The following is a 21,496-nucleotide window of genomic DNA, read 5'->3' as shown; positions in this document are numbered from 1 at the left end:
CAATTTTAGTCTACGCGCGCGGCGGGCCCGGCCCCCATGGCGGGCGGCGCCGGTCCCACAGCCGTAAAATGGGCGATTCTCTACTGTTTGCGAGCCATGTTGAGTTCCCCAGACTGGCGGCTGTGCGTCGCCCCCATGATCGACGTGACCGACCGGCACTGCCGCTATTTCCATCGGCTGCTGGCGCCGCGCGCGCGCCTGTACACCGAGATGATCACCACTGGGGCGCTGTTGCATGGCAATGTCGGGCGCCATCTGGACTTCGACGCCGCCGAGCATCCCGTGGCGTTGCAGTTGGGCGGCAGCGAGCCCGATGCGCTGGCGCATGCGGCGCGCCTGGGCCGCCAGTGGGGCTACGACGAAATCAACCTGAATTGCGGCTGCCCGTCCGAGCGGGTGCAGCGCGGCGCCTTTGGCGCATGCCTGATGGCCGAGCCCGCGCTGGTGGCCGACTGCATGAAAGCCATGCAAGATGCCGTCGACCTGCCCGTCACCATCAAGCATCGGCTGGGGCTGGATTACGATGAATCGTACAGTTTCGTGCGCGATTTCGTCGGGGCCATTCACGCCACCGGTTGCCGCGTGTTCATCGTGCACGCCCGCAATGCCGTGCTCAAGGGCCTGTCGCCGAAAGACAATCGCGAGATCCCGCCGTTGCGCTATGACGTGGCGCGGCAGCTCAAGGCCGACTTTCCCGACAGCGTCATCGTGCTCAACGGCGGCCTGGCCGACGCGGCCCAGGCCGTGGGCGCCGCGGGCGAATTCGACGGCGTCATGCTGGGCCGCGCGGCCTGGCACACGCCGCGCGTGCTGTCCGAGGTGTCAATGCAGCTATGGCCCTCGGTGCGCCTGCCCACTGATGCGCAGGTGGTGGATGCCATGGTGCGCTACGCCGCCGGGCAGGTGGCCCAGGGCGTGCCGTTGCGGGTGATCGTGCGCCCGCTGCTGGGGCTGGTGAACGGGCAATCGGGGGCGCGCCGCTGGCGGCGCATGTTGTCCGACCCGGCGCGCCTGGCGGCCAACGATGCCGGGCTGATCTACGAGGCCTGGCGCAGCCTGCAGGGCGCGCCGCGCGACCACGCGCCGGCCGAGGCCCTGCCCGCGGCAGGCTGAACGGAACGCGGCGAGGCCGCGTCCGGGGGGCACTCAGGATTTCGCGGTGTCGCCGTCCATGGGCCAGTCGCGAATGTAAGCCTTGAGCATGTTGTTTTCGAACTGCTGAGCTGCCACGATGGCCTGCGCCATGTCGTAGAACGAAATCACGCCCATCAGGGTGGGGCCGTCCATGACAGGGATGTAGCGCGCGTGCTTTTCGAGCATCAGCCGCTGCACTTCGTCGGCGCTGGTGTTGGGCGACACGCTGACCGGGGCGTCGTCCATGATGGCGCGGATGGTGGTCTGCCCCAGCTGGCCGTCGTGGTCGTGCAGGTGACGGATGATTTCGCGGAAAGTCAGCATGCCGGCCAGCATGCCCGACTCCATGATGACCAGCGAGCCGATATCCTGCTCGCTCATGGTTTGGACCGCCATGGCCACCGGCATATCCGGCGAGGCTGTATAGAGCGTGTCGCCCTTTACGCGAAGGATTTCACTGACTTTCAGCATGATGATTCTCCCGGGGCGTGCGGCCCCCTTCTACTATTCTTCCCTGCCTCGAGCGGCACGATCGCCGCGAGTCCCACGGGCGTATTGTGCGCCAGCCCGGCCAGTTCTTCCAGCGTGGGGGCCTGGCCGCCGTCCTGGCCCAGCACGGCCGCGGCAGCCTGGACCACCTGGGGATCGTCGCGCAGGCGGGGCTGGTGGCGGTCGAGCAGGAAATTATCGAAAACCGGCTCCAGCGTCGTGCTGCGCGGATCGCATGCCAGTATCCAGCGCTGTTCGGCGGTGCGGGCCGCCAGCCCCAGGTTTTCCAGTTTTTCAAGCACGGCATTCAATTCGTCGTGGTGCAGGTGCAGGCGCTTGGCCAGCGCGCTGGCGCTACGCCCCGCGGGCCGCATGCCCTGGGCGGCGTGCAGTGCGCGCAGCACTGCCAGGGCGTCGATGAAGGGCGCGCCGGGGCTGCGGTTGATTTCCCAGCGCCCCAGCCGGATCAGCGGCGCGCTGGCGGCCACAGTGGCGCCGAACAGCACCGCCAGCCACGACAGGTAGATCCACAGCAGGAAGATCGGCAAGGTGGCGAATGCGCCGTAGATGACCGTGTAGGTGGGAAAGCGCGTCAGGTAATAGGCGAACGCCGCTTTCATCAGTTCCAGCACGATGGCCGTGCCGAACCCGCCGACCAGGGCATCGCGCCAGTACACATGGCGGTTGGGCACCACCACGAACAAGGCGGCGAAGCCCAGCCCGGTAAGTATCAGTGGCAAAAACGAAATCGCCAGGCTGACGATCTCGGGCACGTCGCGCACCAGGCCCAACGATTCGCGCGCCAGGAACGATGTCGCCCACAAACTGGCGCCAGCCACCACCGGTCCCAGCGTCACCACCGCCCAGTACACCAGCGCGCGCTGGGGCAGGGGGCGCTGCCGCGTGACGTGCCAGATGTCGTTGAAGGTCTTGTCGATGGTCATGATGAGCAACAGCGACGTGACCACCAGGAACGCCCCGCCGATGGCGGTCAGGCGCGAGGCCTGGTACGCGAACTGGTTGAGGTAGTCCATGATGTTGTCGGACACGGCCGGCGGCATCAGGCTGTTTGCCAGGAAGTCTTCGAGGGCCAGGCGGAAGTCCTGGAAGACAGGAAAGGCCGTGAATAGCGACAGCACCACCGCCAGCATGGGCACAATGCCCAGCACGGTAGTGAAAGTGAGGCTGGAAGCGACCTGCAGCAGCTTTTCTTCGTCGGCGCGCTGCGCCGCGAAACGGAACACCCGGCCCACGCGGGTGATCCAGGGCGTGCGCTGTCGAGGGGCGGCGGCCGTTGCCGGCTGGGCGGCACCGGGCCCGGCAGAATGGCTCATGAGGCGATAATAGCAGTATGAACCCTGAACTCAACCCCCGTTTGCGGCGTCTGGCTGCGGCCTCGTTGCTGGCCCTCATCGTGTTGTGCGTCGCTTGGGAAACCTTCCTGGCCCCGATCCGCCCGGGTGGCTCGTGGCTGTTCCTGAAGGCGCTGCCGCTGGCGTTTCCGCTGCGCGGCATTCTGCGCGGCAGCCTCTACACTTTCCAGTGGGCCGCCATGCTGGTGCTGCTGTACCTGATGGAAGGCGTGGTGCGCGCCATGTCCGACCCGGCGCCGCTGTCGGCGGCGCTGGCCGGCCTGGAAATCGCGCTGTCGGTGGTGTTCTTCCTGTCGGCCATTTTGTATGTGCGGCCCGCCAAGCGCGCCGCGCGCGCTCGCCGCCCCAGGAGCGCGCCATGACCGCCGCCACGCTTGCACAATTGCGGGTCGACAATTCCTTCGCGGCCTTGCCGGCGGCCTTCTACACCCGGCTGGCGCCGCAGCCGCTGACCGCGCCGCGCCTGCTGCATGCCAACGAGCAGGCCGCCGCCCTGATCGGCCTGTCTGCCGACGCATTGCGGTCCGACGAATTCCTGCGCGTGTTCTCGGGCCAGCAGCCGCTGCCGGGAGGCCAGACGCTGGCGGCGGTCTATAGCGGCCACCAGTTCGGCGTCTGGGCGGGCCAGCTGGGCGACGGCCGCGCGCACCTGCTGGGCGAGGTGGCGGGCCCTGATGGCAACTGGGAATTGCAGCTGAAAGGGGCCGGCATGACCCCGTATTCGCGCATGGGCGATGGCCGGGCGGTGCTGCGCTCTTCGGTGCGCGAATACCTGGCCAGCGAGGCCATGCACGGCCTGGGCATTCCCACCACGCGTTCGCTGGCGCTGGTGGTGTCCGACGACCCGGTCATGCGCGAAACGGTAGAAACGGCCGCCATCGTGACGCGCATGTCGCCCAGTTTCGTGCGGTTCGGTTCGTTCGAGCACTGGTCGTCGCGCCGCCAACCGGACGAGCTGCGCATCCTGGCCGACTACGTCATCGACAAGTTCTACCCCGAGTGCCGCGAACCCCGGCCCGGCGAAGCGCCCGGCCCCGACGGCGCCCTGCTGCGCATGCTGGCCGAAGTCACGCGCCGCACCGCCGAGCTGATGGCCGGGTGGCAGGCGGTGGGGTTCTGCCACGGCGTCATGAATACCGACAACATGTCGATTCTGGGGCTGACGCTCGATTACGGCCCCTACGGGTTCATGGACGCCTTCCGGCTCGACCATATCTGCAACCATTCCGACAGCGAGGGGCGCTACGCCTGGAACCGCCAGCCGTCGGTGGCCCTGTGGAACTTGTATCGCCTGGGCGGCAGCCTGCACGCGCTGGTGCCCGACGTCGAAGCCTTGCGCGCCGTGCTCGACAGTTACGAAGTCATCTTCACCCGCGCCTTCCACCAGCGCATGGCGGCCAAACTGGGCCTGCGCGAGTGGCGCGCCGACGACGAACCCCTGCTCGACGATCTGCTGCGGCTCATGCACGACAACCGCGCCGATTTCACCCTGACGTTCCGCCGGCTGGCCGACGCGGTGCGCGGGAGGCCGCAGGGCTTGCAGGACCTGTTCATCGACCGCGACGCCGCGCTGGCCTGGTTCGAACGCCTGGCGGCCCGCCATGCCCAGGAGGGAGCCGGCAACGACGCGCAGGCGCGCGCCGCCGGCATGGACGCCGTCAACCCGTTGTATGTGCTGCGCAACCACCTGGCCGAGCAGGCGATCCGGGCCGCCAAGGCGGGCGACGCGGGAGAAATCGACACCCTGCTGGCCCTGCTGCGCGACCCCTGCGTCGAGCAACCCGGCCGCGACGCCTACGCCGCGCTGCCGCCCGACTGGGCAGGCGGCATCGAGGTCAGTTGCTCGTCCTGAGGCCGTCTTACGTGTCCGGCAACGGCGCGGGGGCCGGTCGGTGTCATAATCGAGCTTGCTTCCAACGCCTTTCCCGCCCTGTCTATGTCCGGCAACACCTTAGGTACTCTTTTCTGCGTTACTAATTTCGGCGAATCGCACGGGCCGGCCATCGGCTGCGTGGTCGATGGCTGCCCGCCCGGACTGGCGCTGGACGCCGCCGACATCCAGGCCGAACTCGACCGCCGCCGCCCGGGCACTTCGCGCCACGTCACGCAGCGCCAGGAGGCCGACCAGGTCGAGATCCTGTCGGGCGTCTACCAGGGCGTAACCACCGGCACGCCCATCGCGCTGCTGATCCGCAACACCGACGCGCGCAGCAAAGACTATTCCAATATTGCCGACACTTTCCGGCCCGGCCACGCCGACTTCACCTACACGCGCAAGTATGGCCTGCGCGATCCGCGCGGCGGCGGCCGTTCGTCCGCCCGCCTGACCGCGCCCACCGTGGCGGCCGGCGCCATTGCCAAGAAATGGCTGGCCGAACACCATGGGGTGCGGGTGCGCGGCTACATGAGCCAGCTGGGTCCCATCGCCATTCCGTTCGTGTCCTGGGACGATGTGCCGGCCAACCCGTTTTATGCGCCCAATGCCGCCATCGTGCCCGAGCTCGAGGCCTACATGGACCAGTTGCGCCGCGATGGCGATTCGGTCGGCGCGCGTATCGAGGTCGTGGCCGAAAATCTGCCGGCGGGTTGGGGCGAACCGCTATACGACCGGCTGGACGCCGACATCGCCCACGTCATGATGGGCCTGAATGCGGTCAAGGGCGTATCCATCGGGGCGGGCTTCGGCTGCATCGCGCAGCGCGGCTCCGAACACGGCGACGAAATCACGCCCGACGGTTTTGTCGGCAACAACGCGGGCGGCGTGCTGGGGGGCATATCCACCGGCCAGCCGGTCACGGTATCGCTGGCCATCAAGCCCACATCCAGCATCCGCGTCGAGCGCCGCTCCGTCAACAGCGCGGGCGAGCCCGTCATGGTGCAGACCTTGGGGCGCCACGATCCCTGCGTGGGCATTCGCGCCACGCCCATCGCCGAGGCCATGCTGGCGCTGGTGCTCATCGATCATGCCCTGCGCCATCGGGCGCAGTGCGGCTAGGCTCGCTGGCGAGCCCCGCTTTTTTCGCGGCGCGCCGCGCCGGTTCGACAATGTTTGCGATGCGAGGAGGCTTCATGAACGCTGGAATTCGAACGGTATTGCGGGGGGCGCTACGGGCGGCGGCGGTCGCCGGCAGCCTGGCGCTGGCGGCATGCGCCAGTGTCAACACCACGCAGTCGGGGGCGATCGGCATCGAGCGAACCCAGTACATGTCGAGCATGGTGCCCGAACAGGCGCTCGAACAGGAAGCCGGCCAGCAGTATGCCGACATCATCCAGAAGGCGCGCGCGCAAGGCGCGCTGGATCGCGACAGCCGTCAAGTGGCAAGGGTGCGCGCCATCTCCAAGCGCCTGATCGCCCAGGTCGGCACGTTCCGTCCCGATGCCGCCAACTGGCAATGGGAAGTGCACGTGCTGTCGCTCAACGAGGTCAATGCGTGGTGCATGCCGGGCGGCAAGATCGCCGTCTACACCGGGCTGCTGAACCAGATCAAGCCCACCGACGCCGAGCTGGCGGCGGTGCTGGGCCATGAAATCTCCCATGCCCTGCGCGAGCATGCGCGGGAGCGCGTGTCGCAGCAAATGGTCACCAACCTGGGCCTGTCGGTGCTGTCCATTGCCACGGGCGTGCCCACCGACCTGGGCAGCAAGCTCACCGACGTCATGTTTACCCTGCCCAACAGCCGCACCCACGAAACCGAGGCTGACCTGATGGGGGTCGAACTGGCCGCGCGGGCCGGCTACGATCCGCGCGCCGCCGTGACCCTGTGGCAGAAAATGGGGGCGGCCGACAATGGCAACGCGCCGCCCGAATTCATGTCCACCCACCCGTCGGCGGCCACCCGCATTTCCGACCTGCAGGCGGCTTCGCAACGGGTCATGCCGCTATACGAACAGGCCTCCGGCAAGAGCAAATAGGCCGCGCGCCGCCGGGGGCGGCCCGGGCAGGGTGGTGGTCTCAATACTAGGATAACTGCTGCCGTTGTACTAGGTTCAGAGCGTGGGCATAATCGGGGCATCGATTTTCGATGTCCCGTCCGGCCTGGCCGGACATTGCGCGAGTCTACTCATGGCCCAAACTCTTTACGACAAACTCTGGGACGCTCATGTCGTCCACCAGGAATCCGACGGCACCTGTCTGCTGTACATCGACCGCCACCTGCTGCACGAAGTCACCAGCCCGCAGGCGTTCGAAGGCCTGAAGCTGGCCGGCCGCAAACCCTGGCGCATCAGCGCCAACCTGGCGGTGGCCGACCACAACGTGCCCACGCTGAACCGCGCCCAGGGCATCGACGACCCCGTCTCGAAACTGCAGGTCGATACGCTGGACGAAAACTGCGACAAATACGGCATCACCGAATTCCGCATGGCTGATATGCGGCAAGGCATCGTGCACGTCATCGGGCCCGAGCAGGGCGCCACGCTGCCCGGCATGACGGTGGTGTGCGGCGATTCGCACACCAGCACGCACGGCGCGCTGGGCGCGCTGGCCTTCGGCATCGGCACGTCCGAGGTCGAGCACGTGCTCGCCACCCAGACGCTGCTGATGAAAAAAGCCAAGAGCATGCTGATCAAGGTCGAGGGCGAACTGCCGTTCGGCTGTACGGCCAAAGACGTGGTGCTGCACATTATCGGCATCATCGGCACGGCCGGCGGCACGGGCCATGCCATCGAGTTCGCGGGCAGCACCATCCGCAGCCTGTCGGTCGAAGGCCGCATGACGGTCTGCAACATGGCCATCGAGGCGGGCGCGCGCTCGGGCATGGTGGCGGTGGACGACAAGACCATCGAATATTTCCGGGGCCGCCCGTTCTCGCCCACCGGCGTGCTGTGGGACCAGGCCGTGTCGTACTGGCGTACGCTGCACAGCGATGCCGGCGCCGCCTTCGATCGCGTGGTCGAGATCAATGCCAAGGACATCAAGCCGCAGGTCACCTGGGGCACGTCGCCCGAAATGGTGCTGCCGGTAGATGCGCGCGTGCCCGATCCCGACCGCGAGAAAGACGACGTGCGCCGCAACGGCATGGAGCGCGCGCTGCAGTACATGGGCCTGAAGCCCAACACGCCGCTGACCGACATCCGCATCGACCGGGTGTTCATCGGCTCGTGCACCAACTCGCGCATCGAAGACCTGCGCGCCGCCGCCGCCGTGGCGCGCGGCAAGCACGTGGCTTCCAATGTGCGGCAGGCGATGGTGGTGCCGGGCTCGGGCCTGGTCAAACAGCAGGCCGAGCGCGAAGGGCTGGACAAGATTTTCATCGAGGCGGGCTTCGAATGGCGCGAACCCGGCTGTTCGATGTGCCTGGCCATGAACGCCGACCGCCTCGAGCCCGAAGAGCGTTGCGCCTCGACCTCGAACCGCAACTTCGAGGGCCGCCAGGGGCAGGGCGGGCGCACGCACCTGGTCAGCCCGGCCATGGCCGCCGCGGCCGCCGTGGCCGGCCATTTCGTCGACGTCCGCAATTTCCGATAAAGGTCACCGTCATGCAAGCATTTACCACTCACGAAGGCCTGGTGGCCCCGCTCGACCGCGAGAACGTCGACACCGACCTTATCATTCCCAAGCAATTCCTGAAGTCGATCAAGCGCACCGGCTTCGGCCCCAACCTGTTCGACGAACTGCGCTACCTGGATCACGGCGAGCCGGGCATGGACAACAGCAAGCGTCCGCTGAACCCCGATTTCGTGCTGAACCAGCCGCGCTACCAGGGAGCGTCGGTGCTGCTGGCGCGCAAGAACTTCGGCTGCGGGTCCAGCCGCGAGCACGCGCCGTGGGCGCTGACGCAGTACGGCTTTCGCGCCATCATCGCGCCGTCGTATGCCGATATTTTCTTCAACAACAGTTTCAAGAACGGCCTGCTGCCCATCGTGCTGTCCGAGCTCGAGGTGGCGCGCCTGTTCGATGAGGTCAAGGCGTTTGCCGGCTACAAGCTGCGCATCGACCTCGAACGGCAGGTGGTAGTGGCTGCCGACGGCCGCGAGATGCAGTTCGACATCGAGCCGTTCCGCAAGTACTGCCTGCTGAACGGTTTCGATGACATTGGCCTGACTCTGCGGCAGTCCGACAAGATCCGCGCCTTCGAGGCCGAGCGCCTGGCCCGCCACCCGTGGCTGGAAAGCCGGCCCGTGGCGTAAGCCGTTTCAAGTATTCGATATTCATTCATAGGTTCTTTCATGACGCATAACATTGCAGTGCTGCCCGGCGACGGCATAGGGCCCGAGATCGTTGAGCAGGCCGTGCGCGTCCTGGGCGCACTGGACTTGCCGTTGCAGATCCAGCAAGCGCCGGTGGGCGGCGCTGCCTACGACCAGTTCGAGCATCCGCTGCCGCCCGCCACGCTGGACCTGGCGCGCAATTCGAACGCCGTGCTGTTCGGCGCCGTGGGCGACTGGAAATACGACAGCCTGCCGCGCGAATTCCGTCCCGAGCAAGCCATTCTGGGACTGCGCAAGGCCCTGGGCCTGTTCGCCAACCTGCGCCCGGCCATTCTGTACCCCGAGCTGGCCAGCGCCTCGTCGCTGAAGCCCGAGATCGTGTCTGGCCTGGATATCCTGATCATCCGCGAGCTTACCGGCGACATCTACTTCGGTACGCCGCGCGGCGTGCGCAACGCGGCCGACGGTCCATTCAGCGGCGAACGCGAAGGCTTCGACACCATGCGCTACGCCGATTCCGAAGTGCGCCGCATTGCGCGCATCGGCTTCGAATCGGCACGCAAGCGCGGCAAGAAGCTGTGCAGCGTCGACAAGGCCAACGTGCTGGAGACCTCGCAGTTCTGGCGCGATATCGTCATCGAAGTGGCGCGCGACTATCCCGACGTGGAGCTGTCGCACATGTATGTCGACAATGCCGCCATGCAGCTGGTGCGCAATCCGCGCCAGTTCGACGTGATCGTCACAGGCAACCTGTTCGGCGACATCCTGTCCGACGAGGCGGCCATGCTGACCGGCTCTATCGGCATGCTGCCCTCGGCGTCGCTGAATGCCTCGGGGCAGGGGCTGTACGAACCCAGCCACGGCTCGGCGCCCGACATCGCCGGCCAGGGCATCGCCAACCCGCTGGCCACTATTTTGTCGGCCGCCATGCTGCTGCGCTATTCGCTGAACCTCGCGCCGCAGGCGGACCGCATCGAAGCGGCCGTGCGCGCGGTGCTGGCCGAAGGCCTGCGCACCGCCGACATCCACGAGCCCGGCACAACCAAAGTGTCGACCAGCCAGATGGGCGACGCCGTGCTGAAGGCGCTGGGCTGAGCAAGCCGCGGTGAAGCAACTTCAGGCGTCAGGCGCCGCAGGCGCCTGACGCCTGGCCGCGCATTCAGCGCCGTTCCATCGCCAGCTTCAATCCGAACGCCAGGAATACCGTGCCGGTCAGGCCGTCGAGCCCGCGCGTGACCGCGGGGCGCTGCAGCCAGCGCGCCAGCGGCCGGGTGGCCGCCACCAGCACGGCGAACCACAGCACGCCCATCAGGGCGTGCAGCCCCGCCAGCAACAGGCTGAAACCCAGCACACTGACGCCGGCGGGAATGAACTGCGGCAGGAAGGTCACGTAGAACACCCCCACCTTGGGATTCAGCACGTTGGTCAGGCAACCGCGCCAGAACCACTGGGCGGCGGTGCCCGACACTCCGGCCGGATTCTCCGGCGACCGGACGTAATGTGCGCCGGGGCGGGTGGTCTGCCCGGATTCGCCAGGCGCCGGCTGCGCGGCGGCGTCCGCCTGCATTCCGGGTGGCATGCGCCGCAGCGTACGCCACAGCAGCCTGGCGCCCAGATAGAACAATTAGACAGCGCCGCAGATGCGCAGAATGTCGTACGCCATTTGCGAGGCCGCCAGCAGCGATCCCAGGCCCAGCGCCACCACCACGCCCCATGCCAGGCAGCCGGCGCAGATGCCCAGGCCGGCCAGCAACGCGCGGCGGCCGCCTTCGACGGCCGAGGTGCGCAGTACCAGGGCGGTATCCAGGCCCGGTGTCAGGGTCAGGATGCCGGCGGCAACACAGAAGGCAAGCAGGGCGGCGGTAGGCGTCATGGCGGTCTCCGGGGTGGTTGCGCCAGCATACCGTACGCGGCCGCGTACGCGGGCACCCAAGGGTATCATTACCGCTTTTTGCGGCCCGCCGCCGCTGGACGTTCTCATGGCCCTGCGCGCAACCATCTACAAAGCCGATCTGCACGTCGCCGACGGCGATCGCCACTACTACGGCAGCCATGGGCTGACCGTGGCGCGCCATCCCTCGGAAACCGACGAGCGCATGATGGTGCGGCTGCTGGCTTATGCCCTGCACGCGCAGGAAGGCCTGGCGTTCACCAAGGGCCTGAGCGACACCGACGAGCCCGACCTGTGGCTGAAAGACCTGACCGGGGCCATCGATCTGTGGATCGAAGTCGGCCAGCCCGACGAGCGTCGCATTCTGAAGGCCTGCGGCCGTGCCGCGCAGGTGGTGGTGTACTGCTACGGCGGCCATGCCAGCACAGTGTGGTGGGAAGGCGTGCGCGGCAAGTTGACGCGGGCGCGCAACCTGCGCGTGGTGAACCTGCCGGCCGGCCAGACCCGCGAGCTGGGCCTGCTGGCCGAGCGCACCATGGATTTGCACGTGAACGTGCAGGACGGCACGGCCTATGTGTCGGCAGGCCTGGGGCAGGTTACCGTCGAGCCAGAAGCCTGGCGCTGAACCCGCCTGCTCGCGTCGCGCGGGCGCCTTGGCGCTAGCGCGCCGGGTGGCGTTCGATACCGGCCCAGAACGCCGGCAGGAAACATTCGGCCACCAGCAGCGGCTGGCCGTGGCGCCAGAACGCCGAACGGCGCGCCCATAGCGCGCCGGCATCGGTCCGCGCCAGCACGCCGCGCGCCGTGGCGTGGAACGGCACCGGCCAGGCCAGGCGCCGGCAGGCAAACGCCGAGCGCTCGATGGTGCGATCGTGATACAGCATATCGGCCAGCGGGCGCGTGCGCAGCCGCCGCATGCCTTGCCAGATGCCGTGCGAGGCCGCCAGCGGCGTCAGGCTGCGCGCCACGACGCTATCTACCCCGTTGATAGACATGAGGATCTCGCGCACCCACACCGGGCTGGCCGGCACGATGCCCATGCCCAGGGCTTCGTCGACCGGAGCGCCCTGGGCGTATTCGCGCAGCACGCGCAACTGCACGCTGCCGAGCTTGCGCAAACCCGCCGTCAACGCACCAGGGCGCATCAACCAGTATTTGTGGGCGGGCGACAACGAAGGGGGAACGGCGGACAGCCAGCCGGGGGCCAGAGGAGCAGGAACTTTCATGGGTGCCTATTATGCCAAGGCTGGCGCACGGCGCTGGCGCGTGGGCCTAAAATGCGCAATAGCCGCCAGGCCGCATGGCCGCCGGACGGCAGACAACGATGGCATATGGAAAAAATACGAATCTCGAAACTGATGGCCGAGCGCGGCCTGTGTTCGCGCCGCGAGGCTGACAGCTACATCGAGCGCGGTTGGGTCAAGGTCGATGGCGTGGTGGTGGCCGAACTGGGCGCGCGCGCCTTTCCCGACCAGGTCATCACCCTGGAGCGCGCCGCGCAGGCGCGCCAGACCGCGCGGGTGACCATCCTGATCAACAAGCCGGTGGGGTATGTGTCGGGCCAGGCCGAAAAAGGCTATACCCCAGCCTCGGCGCTGGTCGATGCGCGTTCGCGCTACGCCCGCGACCGATCGCCGCTGCGCTTCACGCGCGCGCACCTGCAGGGCCTGGCCGTGGCCGGCCGGCTCGACATCGATTCGCAAGGCCTGCTGGTGCTGACCCAGGACGGGCGCATCGCCCGCCAGCTGATTGGCGAAGACTCCAGCGTCGACAAGGAATACCTGGTGCGCGTGCAGGGCCGGCTCGATGCGGGTGGGTTGGCCTTGCTGAACCACGGCCTGTCGCTCGACGGCAAGCCGCTGCGTCCCGCCCAGGTGCGTTGGCAGAATGCCGATCAACTCTGTTTCGTGCTTCGTGAAGGCAAGAAACGGCAGATCCGCCGCATGTGCGAATTGGTGGGCCTGAAGGTGGTGGGGCTCAAGCGGGTGCGCATCGGCCGGGTCAAGCTGGGCGATCTGCCGCCGGGCCAGTGGCGTTACCTGCGCGACGACGAGCGCTTCTAGCGTGCCGCGAGCCCTGGAGACAGACTAGCTGTTTCAGTTTATTTCCAGCGCCAGATCAGATCAACAAGGGCGAGTTATCCTGTGGCGCCAGCTTGCCGTCGCGCAGCCGCTCCATCAGGAATTCGATGAATATCCGGGTCTTGGCCGGCAGCAGCCGCGTGTCGGTCACGGCATATACCGGAAACGGCCCCGCCTGCCATTCGGGTAGTACACGCTGCAGGCGTCGCTGTTCGACGTCCTGGCGCACGCTTTGCGCCGGCGCCAGAATGGCGATGCCGGCGCCCAGCGAGGCCAGACTGCGCACCATGGCCACGCTATTGACCGAAAAGCGGTTACCCGGCGTGACCTCGATGCGTTCGTCGCCGCGCGACAGCGGCCAGCGCGTGACGCGGGCATTGTCGGCGCGGAACTCAAGGCATTCGTGGCTGGTCAGGTCACTGGGGTGCTGCGGCGTGCCGTGGCGCTTCAGGTAGTCGGGCGACGCGTACAGGTATGCCGAAAGCCGGCCCAGCAAGCGGGCGATCTGGGTCGAATCGGGCAGGGCGCCGATCTCGATCGATATATCGCAGCGCTGGAATACCCGCCCGGCATGTTCCGGGCTGGCCAGGTCCAGGTAGAACGTCACTTCGGGATAGCGTTGAGAAAACTCCATAAAGGCCTCGGCCAGGAAATCCGTGCCAAAGTCGGCGGGCATGTTCACCCGCAGCGGCCCCGAGGGCATTTCCACCAGCTTCTGCAGTTCTTCGTGGGCAATCTGCGCATCGGCCACGATGCGCTGGCAGCGCTCGAAATACAGCCTGCCGGCTTCGGTGAGCTCGACCTTGCGCGTGGTGCGGCTGAGCAACTGCAATCCCAGCGAACGCTCCAGTTCGGCCACCTGCCGCGAGACGGTCGATTTCGGCATGCCCAGGTTGGCGGCCGCCCGGCCGAAATTGCAGGTCTTGGCTACCTCGACGAAAAATTCCATGCCCTGCAGGCGTTTCATGACGCAGCCCCCGCAAAAACGGCCATAGCCCAAGCCTGTAATTATCCCATATATGGGATGATGTTTTCATCTTCGGCTACTTTGTTTCTGAATTGGGATAAAGCAAAATTGCGAGTTTCGCGGTGCAGCATGCTGCGCCGCGGGGCGCGTGACTCATTACAGAGAGCCGCCGGCGCGGCGCCGCACAAGGCGCGGCCGGCTTTGCATTGCTCGGAAAGGATCATATGAAGAACAACAGCAACGGAACGCGGCGCGGCGCCGCGGTGTTGGCCGCGGTCGGGGTCGCCCTGGCGCTGGCCGGCTGCGGCAAGGGCCAGGAAGCAGCCGCCCCCGGCAAGCCGCAGGTCGGCGTAGTGACGCTGGCCACCCGCCCGGTCGTGCTGACCACCGAATTGCCCGGCCGTACGGCGGCGTATCGCGTGGCCGAAGTTCGTCCGCAGGTCAACGGCATCGTCAAGAAGCGCCTGTTTACCGAGGGCGGTGAAGTACAGGCCGGGCAACAGCTTTACCAGATCGATCCCGCCCTGTACCAGGCCAGCTACGACAGCCAGAAGGCAGCCCTGGCGCGCGCCCAGGCGCAACTGAAGACGGCGAACCTTCTGGTGCAGCGCTACAAGCCGCTGGCCGAGAGCCGCGCGGTCAGCCGCCAGGCCTACGACGACGCGGTGGCGTCCCGCGACCAAGCCGCCGCCGATGTGCAGTCGGCCAAAGCCGCGCTCGAAACCGCGCGCATCAACCTGGTCTACACCAAGGTGCTGTCGCCCATCGACGGCATCATCGGCCGCTCGTCGGTTACCGAAGGCGCGCTGGTCACGGCCAATCAGGCGGCGGCGCTGGCGTCGGTGCAGCAGATCGACCCCATCTACGTCGACGTTACCCAATCCAGCGTCGACCTGCTGCGCCTGAAAAGCGCGCTGGAAAGCGGCCTGCTGCGGCGCGAGGCCGGCAAGGACGCCGCCCGGGTGTCGCTGACCCTGGCCGACGGCTCGCAATACGGCCAGGAAGGCATGCTGCAGTTCTCGGAAGTCACCGTTGACGAAGGCACCGGCTCGGTCACGCTGCGCGCGGTGTTTCCCAATCCCGACCACAAGCTGCTGCCGGGCATGTTCGTGCGCGCCCGCGTGATCGAAGGCATGGTGCCGCAAGGCCTGCTGGCGCCGCAGCGCGGCATTACCCGCGACCAGCGCGGCCAGCCCACCGCGCTGGTGGTCAACGCCGACAACAAGGTCGAGCTGCGCGTGCTGAAAGTCGATCGCGCCATCGGCGACCAGTGGCTGGTGACAGGCGGGCTGGAAGCGGGCGACAAGGTCATCGTGCAGGGTTTGCAGAACGTGCGCCCTGGCGTGGAAGTGTCGGCCACCGAGTTCAAGGCCCCGGCTGCGGCCGAGGCGCCCGCCGCCGGCGCGGCCAGGTAAGGAGCCCGCATGGCCAAGTTTTTCATCGACCGGCCGGTTTTTGCCTGGGTGGTCGCCATCGTGCTGATGATGGCGGGCGCGCTGGCGATCCTGCAATTGCCGGTGGCGCAGTATCCGAACATCGCCTCGCCGGCCATCAGCATCCGGGTCAACTATCCGGGCGCGTCGGCACAGACGGTGCAGGACAGCGTGGTGCAGGTCATCGAGCAGCAGATGAACGGCATCGACAACCTGAACTACATCTCGTCGGAAAGCAACTCCGACGGCAGCATGTCCATCACGCTGACCTTTGCGCAGGGCACCGATCCGGATACCGCCCAGGTGCAGGTGCAGAACAAGCTGGCGGTGGCGCAGCCGCTGCTGCCACTCGAAGTGCAGCAGCAGGGCATACGCGTCAGCAAGGCCACCAAAAACTTCCTGATCGTGGCCGGCTTTATTTCCACCGACGGCAGCATGGCCAAGGAAGACCTGGCCAACTATGTGGCGGCCAACGTGCAGGATCCGGTCAGCCGCACCGCCGGGGTGGGCGACTTCCAGTTGTTCGGCTCGCAGTACGCCATGCGCATCTGGCTCGACCCCGACAAGCTGCTGGCGTTCGACCTGACCACGGTCGATGTCATGAACGCTGTCAAAGAGCAGAACGTGCAGGTGTCGTCCGGTGAACTGGGCGGGCTGCCGGCCATGCGCGGCCAGCAGCTCAACGCCACCATCATCGGCCCGTCGCGCCTGCAGACGCCCGAAGAGTTCGGCAGGATACTGCTCAAAGTGAACGCCGATGGCTCGCAGGTGCGCTTGTCCGACGTGGCGCGCGTTTCGCTGGGTGCTCAGAGCTATTCCATCGACAGCTACTACAACGGCAAGCCCGCGTCGGGCCTGGCCATCAAGCTGGCGCCGGGCGCCAATGCGCTGGACACGGTCGACGCGGTGCGCGACACCATCAACCGGCTCAAGCCGTTCTTCCCGCCCGGCATGGACGTGGTCTACCCGTACGACACCTCGCCGTTCGTGGCCTTGTCGATCGAAAGCGTGATCCACACGCTGATCGAGGCCATCATCCTGGTGTTCCTGGTGATGTACCTGTTCCTGCAGAATCTGCGGGCCACGCTGATACCCACGCTGGCCGTGCCAGTCGTGCTGCTGGGAACCTTCGGCGTGCTGGCCGCCTTCGGTTATTCCATCAACACCCTGACCATGTTCGGCATGGTGCTGGCCATTGGCCTGCTGGTGGACGACGCTATCGTGGTGGTGGAAAACGTCGAGCGCGTCATGGTCGAAGAGGGCCTGTCGCCCCGGCAGGCCACGCGCAAGTCCATGGGCCAGATTACCGGCGCGCTGATCGGCATTGCCCTGGTGCTGTCGGCCGTGTTCGTGCCGATGGCCTTCTTCGGCGGCTCTACCGGCGTGATCTACCGGCAGTTCTCGATCACCATCGTCTCGTCGATGGTGCTGTCGGTGCTGGTGGCCATCATTTTCACGCCGGCCTTGTGCGCCACGCTGCTCAAGCGCGTGCCGAAGGGGCACCACGCGGCCCGGACGGGCTTTTTCGGCTGGTTCAACCGCTTCTTCGAACGCTCTACCCACGGCTACGCCAATTCGGTGGCGCGCGGGCTTGGCCGCACCAAGCGCCTGATGCTCATCTACCTGGTGCTGCTGGTGGCCATGGGCTGGATGTTCACGCGCATCCCTACGTCGTTCCTGCCCAATGAAGACCAGGGCATTCTGTTTGCCCAGGTGCAGGCGCCGGCCGGCGCCACGGCCGAGCGCACCAGCCACACCGTCGAGGCCGCCACGCGCTATCTGCTCGAAGACGAAAAAGACGCGGTGGCGTCTGTCTTCGCGGTGCACGGCTTCAGTTTCGGCGGCCGCGGCCAGAATTCGGCCATCCTGTTCATCAAGCTGCGCGACTGGAAAGAGCGCGGCGACGCCGCGCTGAAGGTTGGCGCGCTGGCCCAGCGCGCCAACGCCTACTTCGCCACGCACCTGCATGACGCCCGCGTCACCGCTTTTGCGCCGCCCGCCGTCATGGAACTGGGCAATGCGCTGGGCTTCGACTTCCAGCTGATGGACCAGGCCGGCCTGGGCCACGAGCGCCTGGCCCAGGCGCGCGACCAGTTTCTGGCCGAGGCCTCGAAAAGCCCCAAGCTGGTGGGCGTGCGGCTCAACGGCATGGAAGATGCGCCGCAGTACCAGTTGGACATCGACCGCGAAAAGGCCCGTGCGCTGGGCGTGTCGATTTCCGACATCAACAGCACGCTGTCCACCGCGTGGGGCGGATCGTACGCCAACGATTTCCTCGACCGCGGCCGTGTGAAGAAGGTGTACGTGCAGGGCGAAGCCGCGGCGCGCATGCTGCCGTCGGACCTCGACAAATGGTATGTGCGCAACCAGTCCGGCGGCATGGTGCCGTTCTCGGCCTTCGCCTCGGCACACTGGACCTACGGTCCGCAGCGGCTGGACCGCTACAACGGCGTGCCTTCATTCAACATCCAGGGCCAGGCCGCGCCGGGCTACAGCTCGGGCGAGGCCATGGCCGAGATGGAGCGCATCGCCGCCACCATGCCGACCGGCGTGGGCTTTCAGTGGACCGGCCTGTCGTACGAAGAGCGCCTGTCCGGCTCGCAGGCCCCGGCGCTGTACGCGATTTCGCTGATCGTGGTGTTCCTGTGCCTGGCCGCTCTGTACGAAAGCTGGGCGATCCCGACCTCCGTCATGCTGGTGGTGCCGCTGGGCGTTATCGGGGTGCTGGCCGCCACGCTGCTGCGCGGCCTGTCCAATGACGTGTATTTCCAGGTGGGTCTGTTGACCACGGTGGGGCTCAGCGCCAAGAACGCGATCCTGATCGTGGAATTCGCCAAGGCCCACTACGAAGAGGGCGCCAGCCTGGTCGAGGCCGCCGTGCACGCGGCGCGCCAGCGCTTGCGGCCCATCCTGATGACGTCAATGGCGTTCATCCTGGGCGTGGTGCCGCTGGCCATTTCGTCCGGGGCGGGCTCGGGCAGCCAGCACGCCATCGGCACCGGGGTGATCGGCGGCATGCTGGCCGGCACCTTCCTGGCCATTTTCTTCGTGCCGGCCTTCTTTGTGGTGATGCTGCGCCTCTTCAAGGTCAAGCGTTACAGCGAACGCCACGATGACGACGACGACGGCGAAGACGGCGAAGACGACCCGCAGGATGTCGCCGCCCTGCCGCCCGCGCCTTCGGCGCAGCCGGGGGAGCAACCGCAATGAACCCGACCATGTATCGATCTTTCCTCACACTGGCGGTGGCCGCCGCCCTGGCGGGCTGCACGCTGGCGCCCACTTATGAACGCCCCGCGGCGCCGGTCAGTGGCGCCTATCCTTCCGGCCCGGCCTACGGGCAGCAAGGGCAGGATGGCTCGCCGGACGTCGTGGCGGCCGACATCGGCTGGCGCGACTTCTTCGCCGACCCCTTGCTGCAGCGTCTGATTTCCATGGCGCTGGAGGCCAACCGCGACCTGCGTGTGGCCGCGCTCAACGTCGAAGAGGCGCGGGCGCAGTACCGCATCCAACGGGCCGACCTGCTGCCCGGCGTCGGCGTCGCCGGCCAGGGCTCGGTGCAGCGCCTGCCCGGCGACCTGACCCAGAGCGGCGAGCCCGGCATCAGCCGCAGCTACCAGGTGGGCGGCGCGATCTCGTCGTGGGAGCTGGACCTGTTCGGGCGCATCCGCAGCCTGAGCGAGCAGGCGCTGGAAACTTACCTGGCCCAGGACGAAACGCGCACCGCCACACAATTGGCCTTGATCGCGGAAACGGCCGGCGCCTACCTGGCGCTGCGCGCCGACCAGGAATTACTGAGCCTGACGCAATCCACCCTGGCCGCCCAGCAGGATTCCTACCGGCTCACCAAGCAGAGCTACGACCTGGGCGTGGCCACCGAACTCGACCTGAGCCAGGCCGAGATCGCCCTGCGCACCGCCCAGCGCAACCTGTCGCAATACACGCGCCTGGCGGCGCGGGACCGCAACGCGCTGGTGTTGCTGGTGGGCCAGCCGCTGCCGGCCGACGTGGCGGCGCAGCTGGACCAGGCCACCAGCCTGCCCGATGGCATCATGCCGCGCATGCTGCCCGCGGGCCTGCCGTCAGACCTGCTGGCGCGGCGGCCGGATATCCGCGCGGCCGAGCACCAGCTGAAGGCGGCCAATGCCAACATCGGCGCCGCGCGCGCAGCGTTTTTTCCCACCATCAGCCTTACCGGCAGCGCCGGAACGGCCAGCGCCAGCCTGGGCGGGCTGTTTGACGCCGGTTCCGGCGCCTGGAGCTTCGCGCCCAGCATCACGGTGCCCATCTTCGCGGGCGGCGCCTTGCGCGCCAGCCTGGATGCCTCCAAGGTGCGCAAGAACATCCAGGTCGCGCAATACGAAAAATCGATCCAGACGGCCTTCCGCGAGGTCTCGGACGCGCTGGCCGGACGCGCCACGCTGGAAACCCAGATCGAGGCGCAGCGCCTGCTGGTCAACGCCAGCCAGCGCGCTTACGACCTGTCGCAGCAGCGTTTCGAGCAAGGTATCGACAACTACCTGAGCGTGCTGGACGCGCAGCGCTCGCTGTATTCGTCGCAGCAGGTGCTGGTGGAAACGCGGTTGGCGCGGCTGTCCAACCTGGTTACCCTGTACCGGACGCTGGGCGGCGGTTGGACCGAGCACAGCGTGGCCGCTCGCTAGGGGCCGGCGTCAATAAAAAAAAGGGCGGCCCCGGGGCCGCCCTTTTTATTCGCTTGCAGTATGTGCTGCGCTACGCGCGCTTTTTGGTGATGAGGCCCACCACGAACAGCACGATGATGGCGCCAACGACCGAGCCTATCCAGCCCGCCGGCTCGCCGGGAGCGTACCAGCCCAGCGACTGGCCCAGAAAGCCAGCCACGACCGCGCCGACGATACCCAGAATGGTGGTCATGATGATTCCCATGTTCTGGTCGCCGGGCATGATGGCGCGGGCGATGAGGCCGACCACAAAACCGACGATGATCATGATGATAATGCTCATGCGCATGCTCCTCTTTCAGGATGTAGGGTAAGCGTTGGGATGATACTCACCGTGCCCGGGCCGGGACTGTAACAACACGTATTTGGGGCATCTGCGCAACAAACCCGCCCCCGGTGGCGGGCAGGGCGGGTGGCCTTTATCGGGGAATCTTAGCTGGTGATATCGATTAATTGGCGCAGATCCTTGACGATGGCGTCGATACTGTCGGTATCCGAGGCGAGCAGGCGCGCTTTGCCCGCATTGTCAAAAATATACACGCCGCGGCTGTGCGTGACGTCGTAGACATCGGCCGCGTCGCCGGGACGGGGTTTTTCGATCTGGTAGGCCACGCGGTAGCGGCGCGCCAGGTCGGCAATCTGCTTTTCGTTGCCGGTGACGCCGATGGCCTTGTTGTTGAATGCGTCGACATACGCCTGCAAGATGTCGGGCGTATCGCGGTGCGGGTCTACGCTGACGAACACGATGCGCACTTTGTCGGCCTGCTCGCCCAACTGCTGCAGCACCGCGGTCAGCTGCGCCATCGTGGTGGGGCAGATGTCGGGGCAACTGGCATAGCCGAAGAACAGCAGCACGGTCTTGCCCTGGAGGTCGTCGCTGGACACCTTTTTGCCGCCGGCGCCATCGAGCTGGAATGACAGGTCGGGCAGGTGGCCCTTGATGTCGTACAGGGTCCAGTTCGCCGCCTTGTCGCCGCAGGCGGCGAGCAGAGTGCAAGAGGCCAGCAACAGGGCGCGCCAAATGCGGCCGGAGAAGAAACCAGGCATATCAGTGTCACGAGCGCGTGGGCGCGGCAAGTCAGAATGGCAACAGGCACGATTCTAACGTTTTGGTGACGTTGGGTTTTTGGGGCAGTTGTTTTGTCTTTGGGTTCTTTAGTCGCCGGGGCGTGGCGGGGTTGGGGCCGGGCGAAGCCCGTCGGGCTCGGGCGCATCCAGGCGCCCTCGGCCTGCTGCGCAGGCTGCCCCGCCGGTCAACTCGCCCGACCCCAACCC

At 66.8% G+C, this 21,496-nt stretch carries 21 protein-coding genes; 13 read left to right on the top strand and 8 right to left on the bottom strand.

What is annotated here, in order from left to right; all coding sequences use genetic code 11:
* The first annotated feature begins 135 nt into the window (after positions 1-135).
* Positions 136-1,113, top strand: a complete 978-nt coding sequence (dusA, locus tag BPET_RS15415) for a tRNA dihydrouridine(20/20a) synthase DusA (protein WP_041862963.1) — start codon at positions 136-138, stop codon at positions 1,111-1,113.
* A gap of 33 nt (positions 1,114-1,146) precedes the next feature.
* Here the strand turns inward: dusA and BPET_RS15410 are convergent, their stop codons facing one another.
* Together BPET_RS15410 and BPET_RS15405 are read right to left on the bottom strand one after the other, a co-directional pair.
* Positions 1,147-1,605: a CBS domain-containing protein gene (locus BPET_RS15410; RefSeq protein WP_012249948.1), complete on the bottom strand. Its 459-nt coding sequence runs from the start codon at positions 1,603-1,605 to the stop codon at positions 1,147-1,149.
* Complete coding sequence (locus BPET_RS15405) at positions 1,599-2,957, bottom strand: YihY family inner membrane protein (protein WP_012249947.1); 1,359 nt, start codon at positions 2,955-2,957, stop codon at positions 1,599-1,601. Before BPET_RS15405 ends, BPET_RS15410 begins: the two co-directional genes overlap by 7 nt.
* A 17-nt stretch (positions 2,958-2,974) precedes the next feature.
* On the opposite strand from BPET_RS15405, the gene BPET_RS15400 reads away from it, so the two are divergent.
* From BPET_RS15400 to leuB, 7 genes are all read left to right on the top strand, one after another.
* Positions 2,975-3,358: a DUF2069 domain-containing protein gene (locus BPET_RS15400; RefSeq protein WP_012249946.1), complete on the top strand. Its 384-nt coding sequence runs from the start codon at positions 2,975-2,977 to the stop codon at positions 3,356-3,358.
* Complete coding sequence (locus BPET_RS15395) at positions 3,355-4,848, top strand: protein adenylyltransferase SelO (RefSeq protein ID WP_012249945.1); 1,494 nt, start codon at positions 3,355-3,357, stop codon at positions 4,846-4,848. The genes BPET_RS15400 and BPET_RS15395 overlap by 4 nt, the downstream gene beginning before the upstream one ends.
* A gap of 84 nt (positions 4,849-4,932) precedes the next feature.
* Positions 4,933-5,991, top strand: a complete 1,059-nt coding sequence (gene aroC / locus BPET_RS15390) for a chorismate synthase (protein ID WP_012249944.1) — start codon at positions 4,933-4,935, stop codon at positions 5,989-5,991.
* A 74-nt stretch (positions 5,992-6,065) separates the two neighbouring features.
* Positions 6,066-6,908 carry a M48 family metallopeptidase gene (locus BPET_RS15385; protein ID WP_012249943.1) on the top strand — a complete coding sequence of 281 codons (843 nt, stop codon included), beginning with the start codon at positions 6,066-6,068 and terminating at the stop codon, positions 6,906-6,908.
* A gap of 151 nt (positions 6,909-7,059) precedes the next feature.
* On the top strand, positions 7,060-8,463 hold the full coding sequence (leuC, locus tag BPET_RS15380; protein ID WP_012249942.1) for a 3-isopropylmalate dehydratase large subunit: 1,404 nt from the start codon (positions 7,060-7,062) through the stop codon (positions 8,461-8,463).
* Positions 8,464-8,474: 11 nt separating this feature from the next.
* Complete coding sequence (leuD, locus tag BPET_RS15375; RefSeq protein WP_012249941.1) at positions 8,475-9,125, top strand: 3-isopropylmalate dehydratase small subunit; 651 nt, start codon at positions 8,475-8,477, stop codon at positions 9,123-9,125.
* 39 nt (positions 9,126-9,164) lie between these two features.
* Positions 9,165-10,241 carry a 3-isopropylmalate dehydrogenase gene (gene leuB / locus BPET_RS15370; protein ID WP_012249940.1) on the top strand — a complete coding sequence of 359 codons (1,077 nt, stop codon included), beginning with the start codon at positions 9,165-9,167 and terminating at the stop codon, positions 10,239-10,241.
* Positions 10,242-10,305: 64 nt separating this feature from the next.
* Here the strand turns inward: leuB and BPET_RS27345 are convergent, their stop codons facing one another.
* The gene (locus BPET_RS27345; protein WP_012249939.1) at positions 10,306-10,725 is read right to left on the bottom strand and encodes a LysE family translocator; all 420 of its coding nucleotides are present in this window, start codon (positions 10,723-10,725) and stop codon (positions 10,306-10,308) included.
* Between the two features lie 45 nt (positions 10,726-10,770).
* Complete coding sequence (locus tag BPET_RS27340; RefSeq protein WP_012249938.1) at positions 10,771-11,019, bottom strand: LysE family translocator; 249 nt, start codon at positions 11,017-11,019, stop codon at positions 10,771-10,773.
* Between the two features lie 106 nt (positions 11,020-11,125).
* Between BPET_RS27340 and BPET_RS15360 the strand changes: the two genes are divergently transcribed.
* Positions 11,126-11,662 (top strand): YaeQ family protein, encoded by a 537-nt coding sequence (locus BPET_RS15360; RefSeq protein ID WP_012249937.1) that lies wholly within the window; start codon positions 11,126-11,128, stop codon positions 11,660-11,662.
* A 34-nt stretch (positions 11,663-11,696) separates the two neighbouring features.
* Here the strand turns inward: BPET_RS15360 and BPET_RS15355 are convergent, their stop codons facing one another.
* On the bottom strand, positions 11,697-12,263 hold the full coding sequence (locus tag BPET_RS15355) for a chorismate--pyruvate lyase family protein (RefSeq protein ID WP_012249936.1): 567 nt from the start codon (positions 12,261-12,263) through the stop codon (positions 11,697-11,699).
* Positions 12,264-12,368: 105 nt separating this feature from the next.
* Here BPET_RS15355 and BPET_RS15350 point away from each other — a divergent pair, with 105 nt between their 5' ends.
* Positions 12,369-13,100 carry a pseudouridine synthase gene (locus tag BPET_RS15350; protein WP_012249935.1) on the top strand — a complete coding sequence of 244 codons (732 nt, stop codon included), beginning with the start codon at positions 12,369-12,371 and terminating at the stop codon, positions 13,098-13,100.
* A gap of 55 nt (positions 13,101-13,155) precedes the next feature.
* Here the strand turns inward: BPET_RS15350 and BPET_RS15345 are convergent, their stop codons facing one another.
* Positions 13,156-14,085 (bottom strand): LysR family transcriptional regulator, encoded by a 930-nt coding sequence (locus BPET_RS15345; RefSeq protein WP_012249934.1) that lies wholly within the window; start codon positions 14,083-14,085, stop codon positions 13,156-13,158.
* 224 nt (positions 14,086-14,309) lie between these two features.
* Here BPET_RS15345 and BPET_RS15340 point away from each other — a divergent pair, with 224 nt between their 5' ends.
* Genes BPET_RS15340 through adeC form a run of 3 tightly spaced genes read left to right on the top strand, consistent with a single transcriptional unit; the run spans position 14,310 to position 20,182 of the window.
* Positions 14,310-15,500, top strand: a complete 1,191-nt coding sequence (locus BPET_RS15340; protein ID WP_012249933.1) for an efflux RND transporter periplasmic adaptor subunit — start codon at positions 14,310-14,312, stop codon at positions 15,498-15,500.
* Between the two features lie 9 nt (positions 15,501-15,509).
* Positions 15,510-18,728, top strand: coding sequence for an efflux RND transporter permease subunit (locus tag BPET_RS15335; protein ID WP_012249932.1), 3,219 nt, complete (start codon positions 15,510-15,512; stop codon positions 18,726-18,728).
* Entirely contained in the window at positions 18,725-20,182 is a 1,458-nt protein-coding gene (gene adeC / locus BPET_RS15330; RefSeq protein ID WP_012249931.1) for an AdeC/AdeK/OprM family multidrug efflux complex outer membrane factor, read from the top strand. Before BPET_RS15335 ends, adeC begins: the two co-directional genes overlap by 4 nt.
* A 70-nt stretch (positions 20,183-20,252) precedes the next feature.
* On the opposite strand, the gene BPET_RS15325 is transcribed toward adeC, so the two are convergent.
* Positions 20,253-20,504, bottom strand: coding sequence for a GlsB/YeaQ/YmgE family stress response membrane protein (locus BPET_RS15325; RefSeq protein WP_012249930.1), 252 nt, complete (start codon positions 20,502-20,504; stop codon positions 20,253-20,255).
* 149 nt (positions 20,505-20,653) lie between these two features.
* Positions 20,654-21,268, bottom strand: a complete 615-nt coding sequence (locus tag BPET_RS15320) for an SCO family protein (protein WP_012249929.1) — start codon at positions 21,266-21,268, stop codon at positions 20,654-20,656.
* Positions 21,269-21,496 lie beyond the last annotated feature (228 nt).

Source organism: Bordetella petrii, from assembly GCF_000067205.1.
In the GTDB taxonomy this organism is placed as follows: Bacteria; Pseudomonadota; Gammaproteobacteria; order Burkholderiales; family Burkholderiaceae_B; genus Bordetella_A; species Bordetella_A petrii.
The sequence above is the reverse complement of the archived record's forward strand: the minus strand, read 5'-3'. Positions and strand labels throughout refer to the sequence as shown.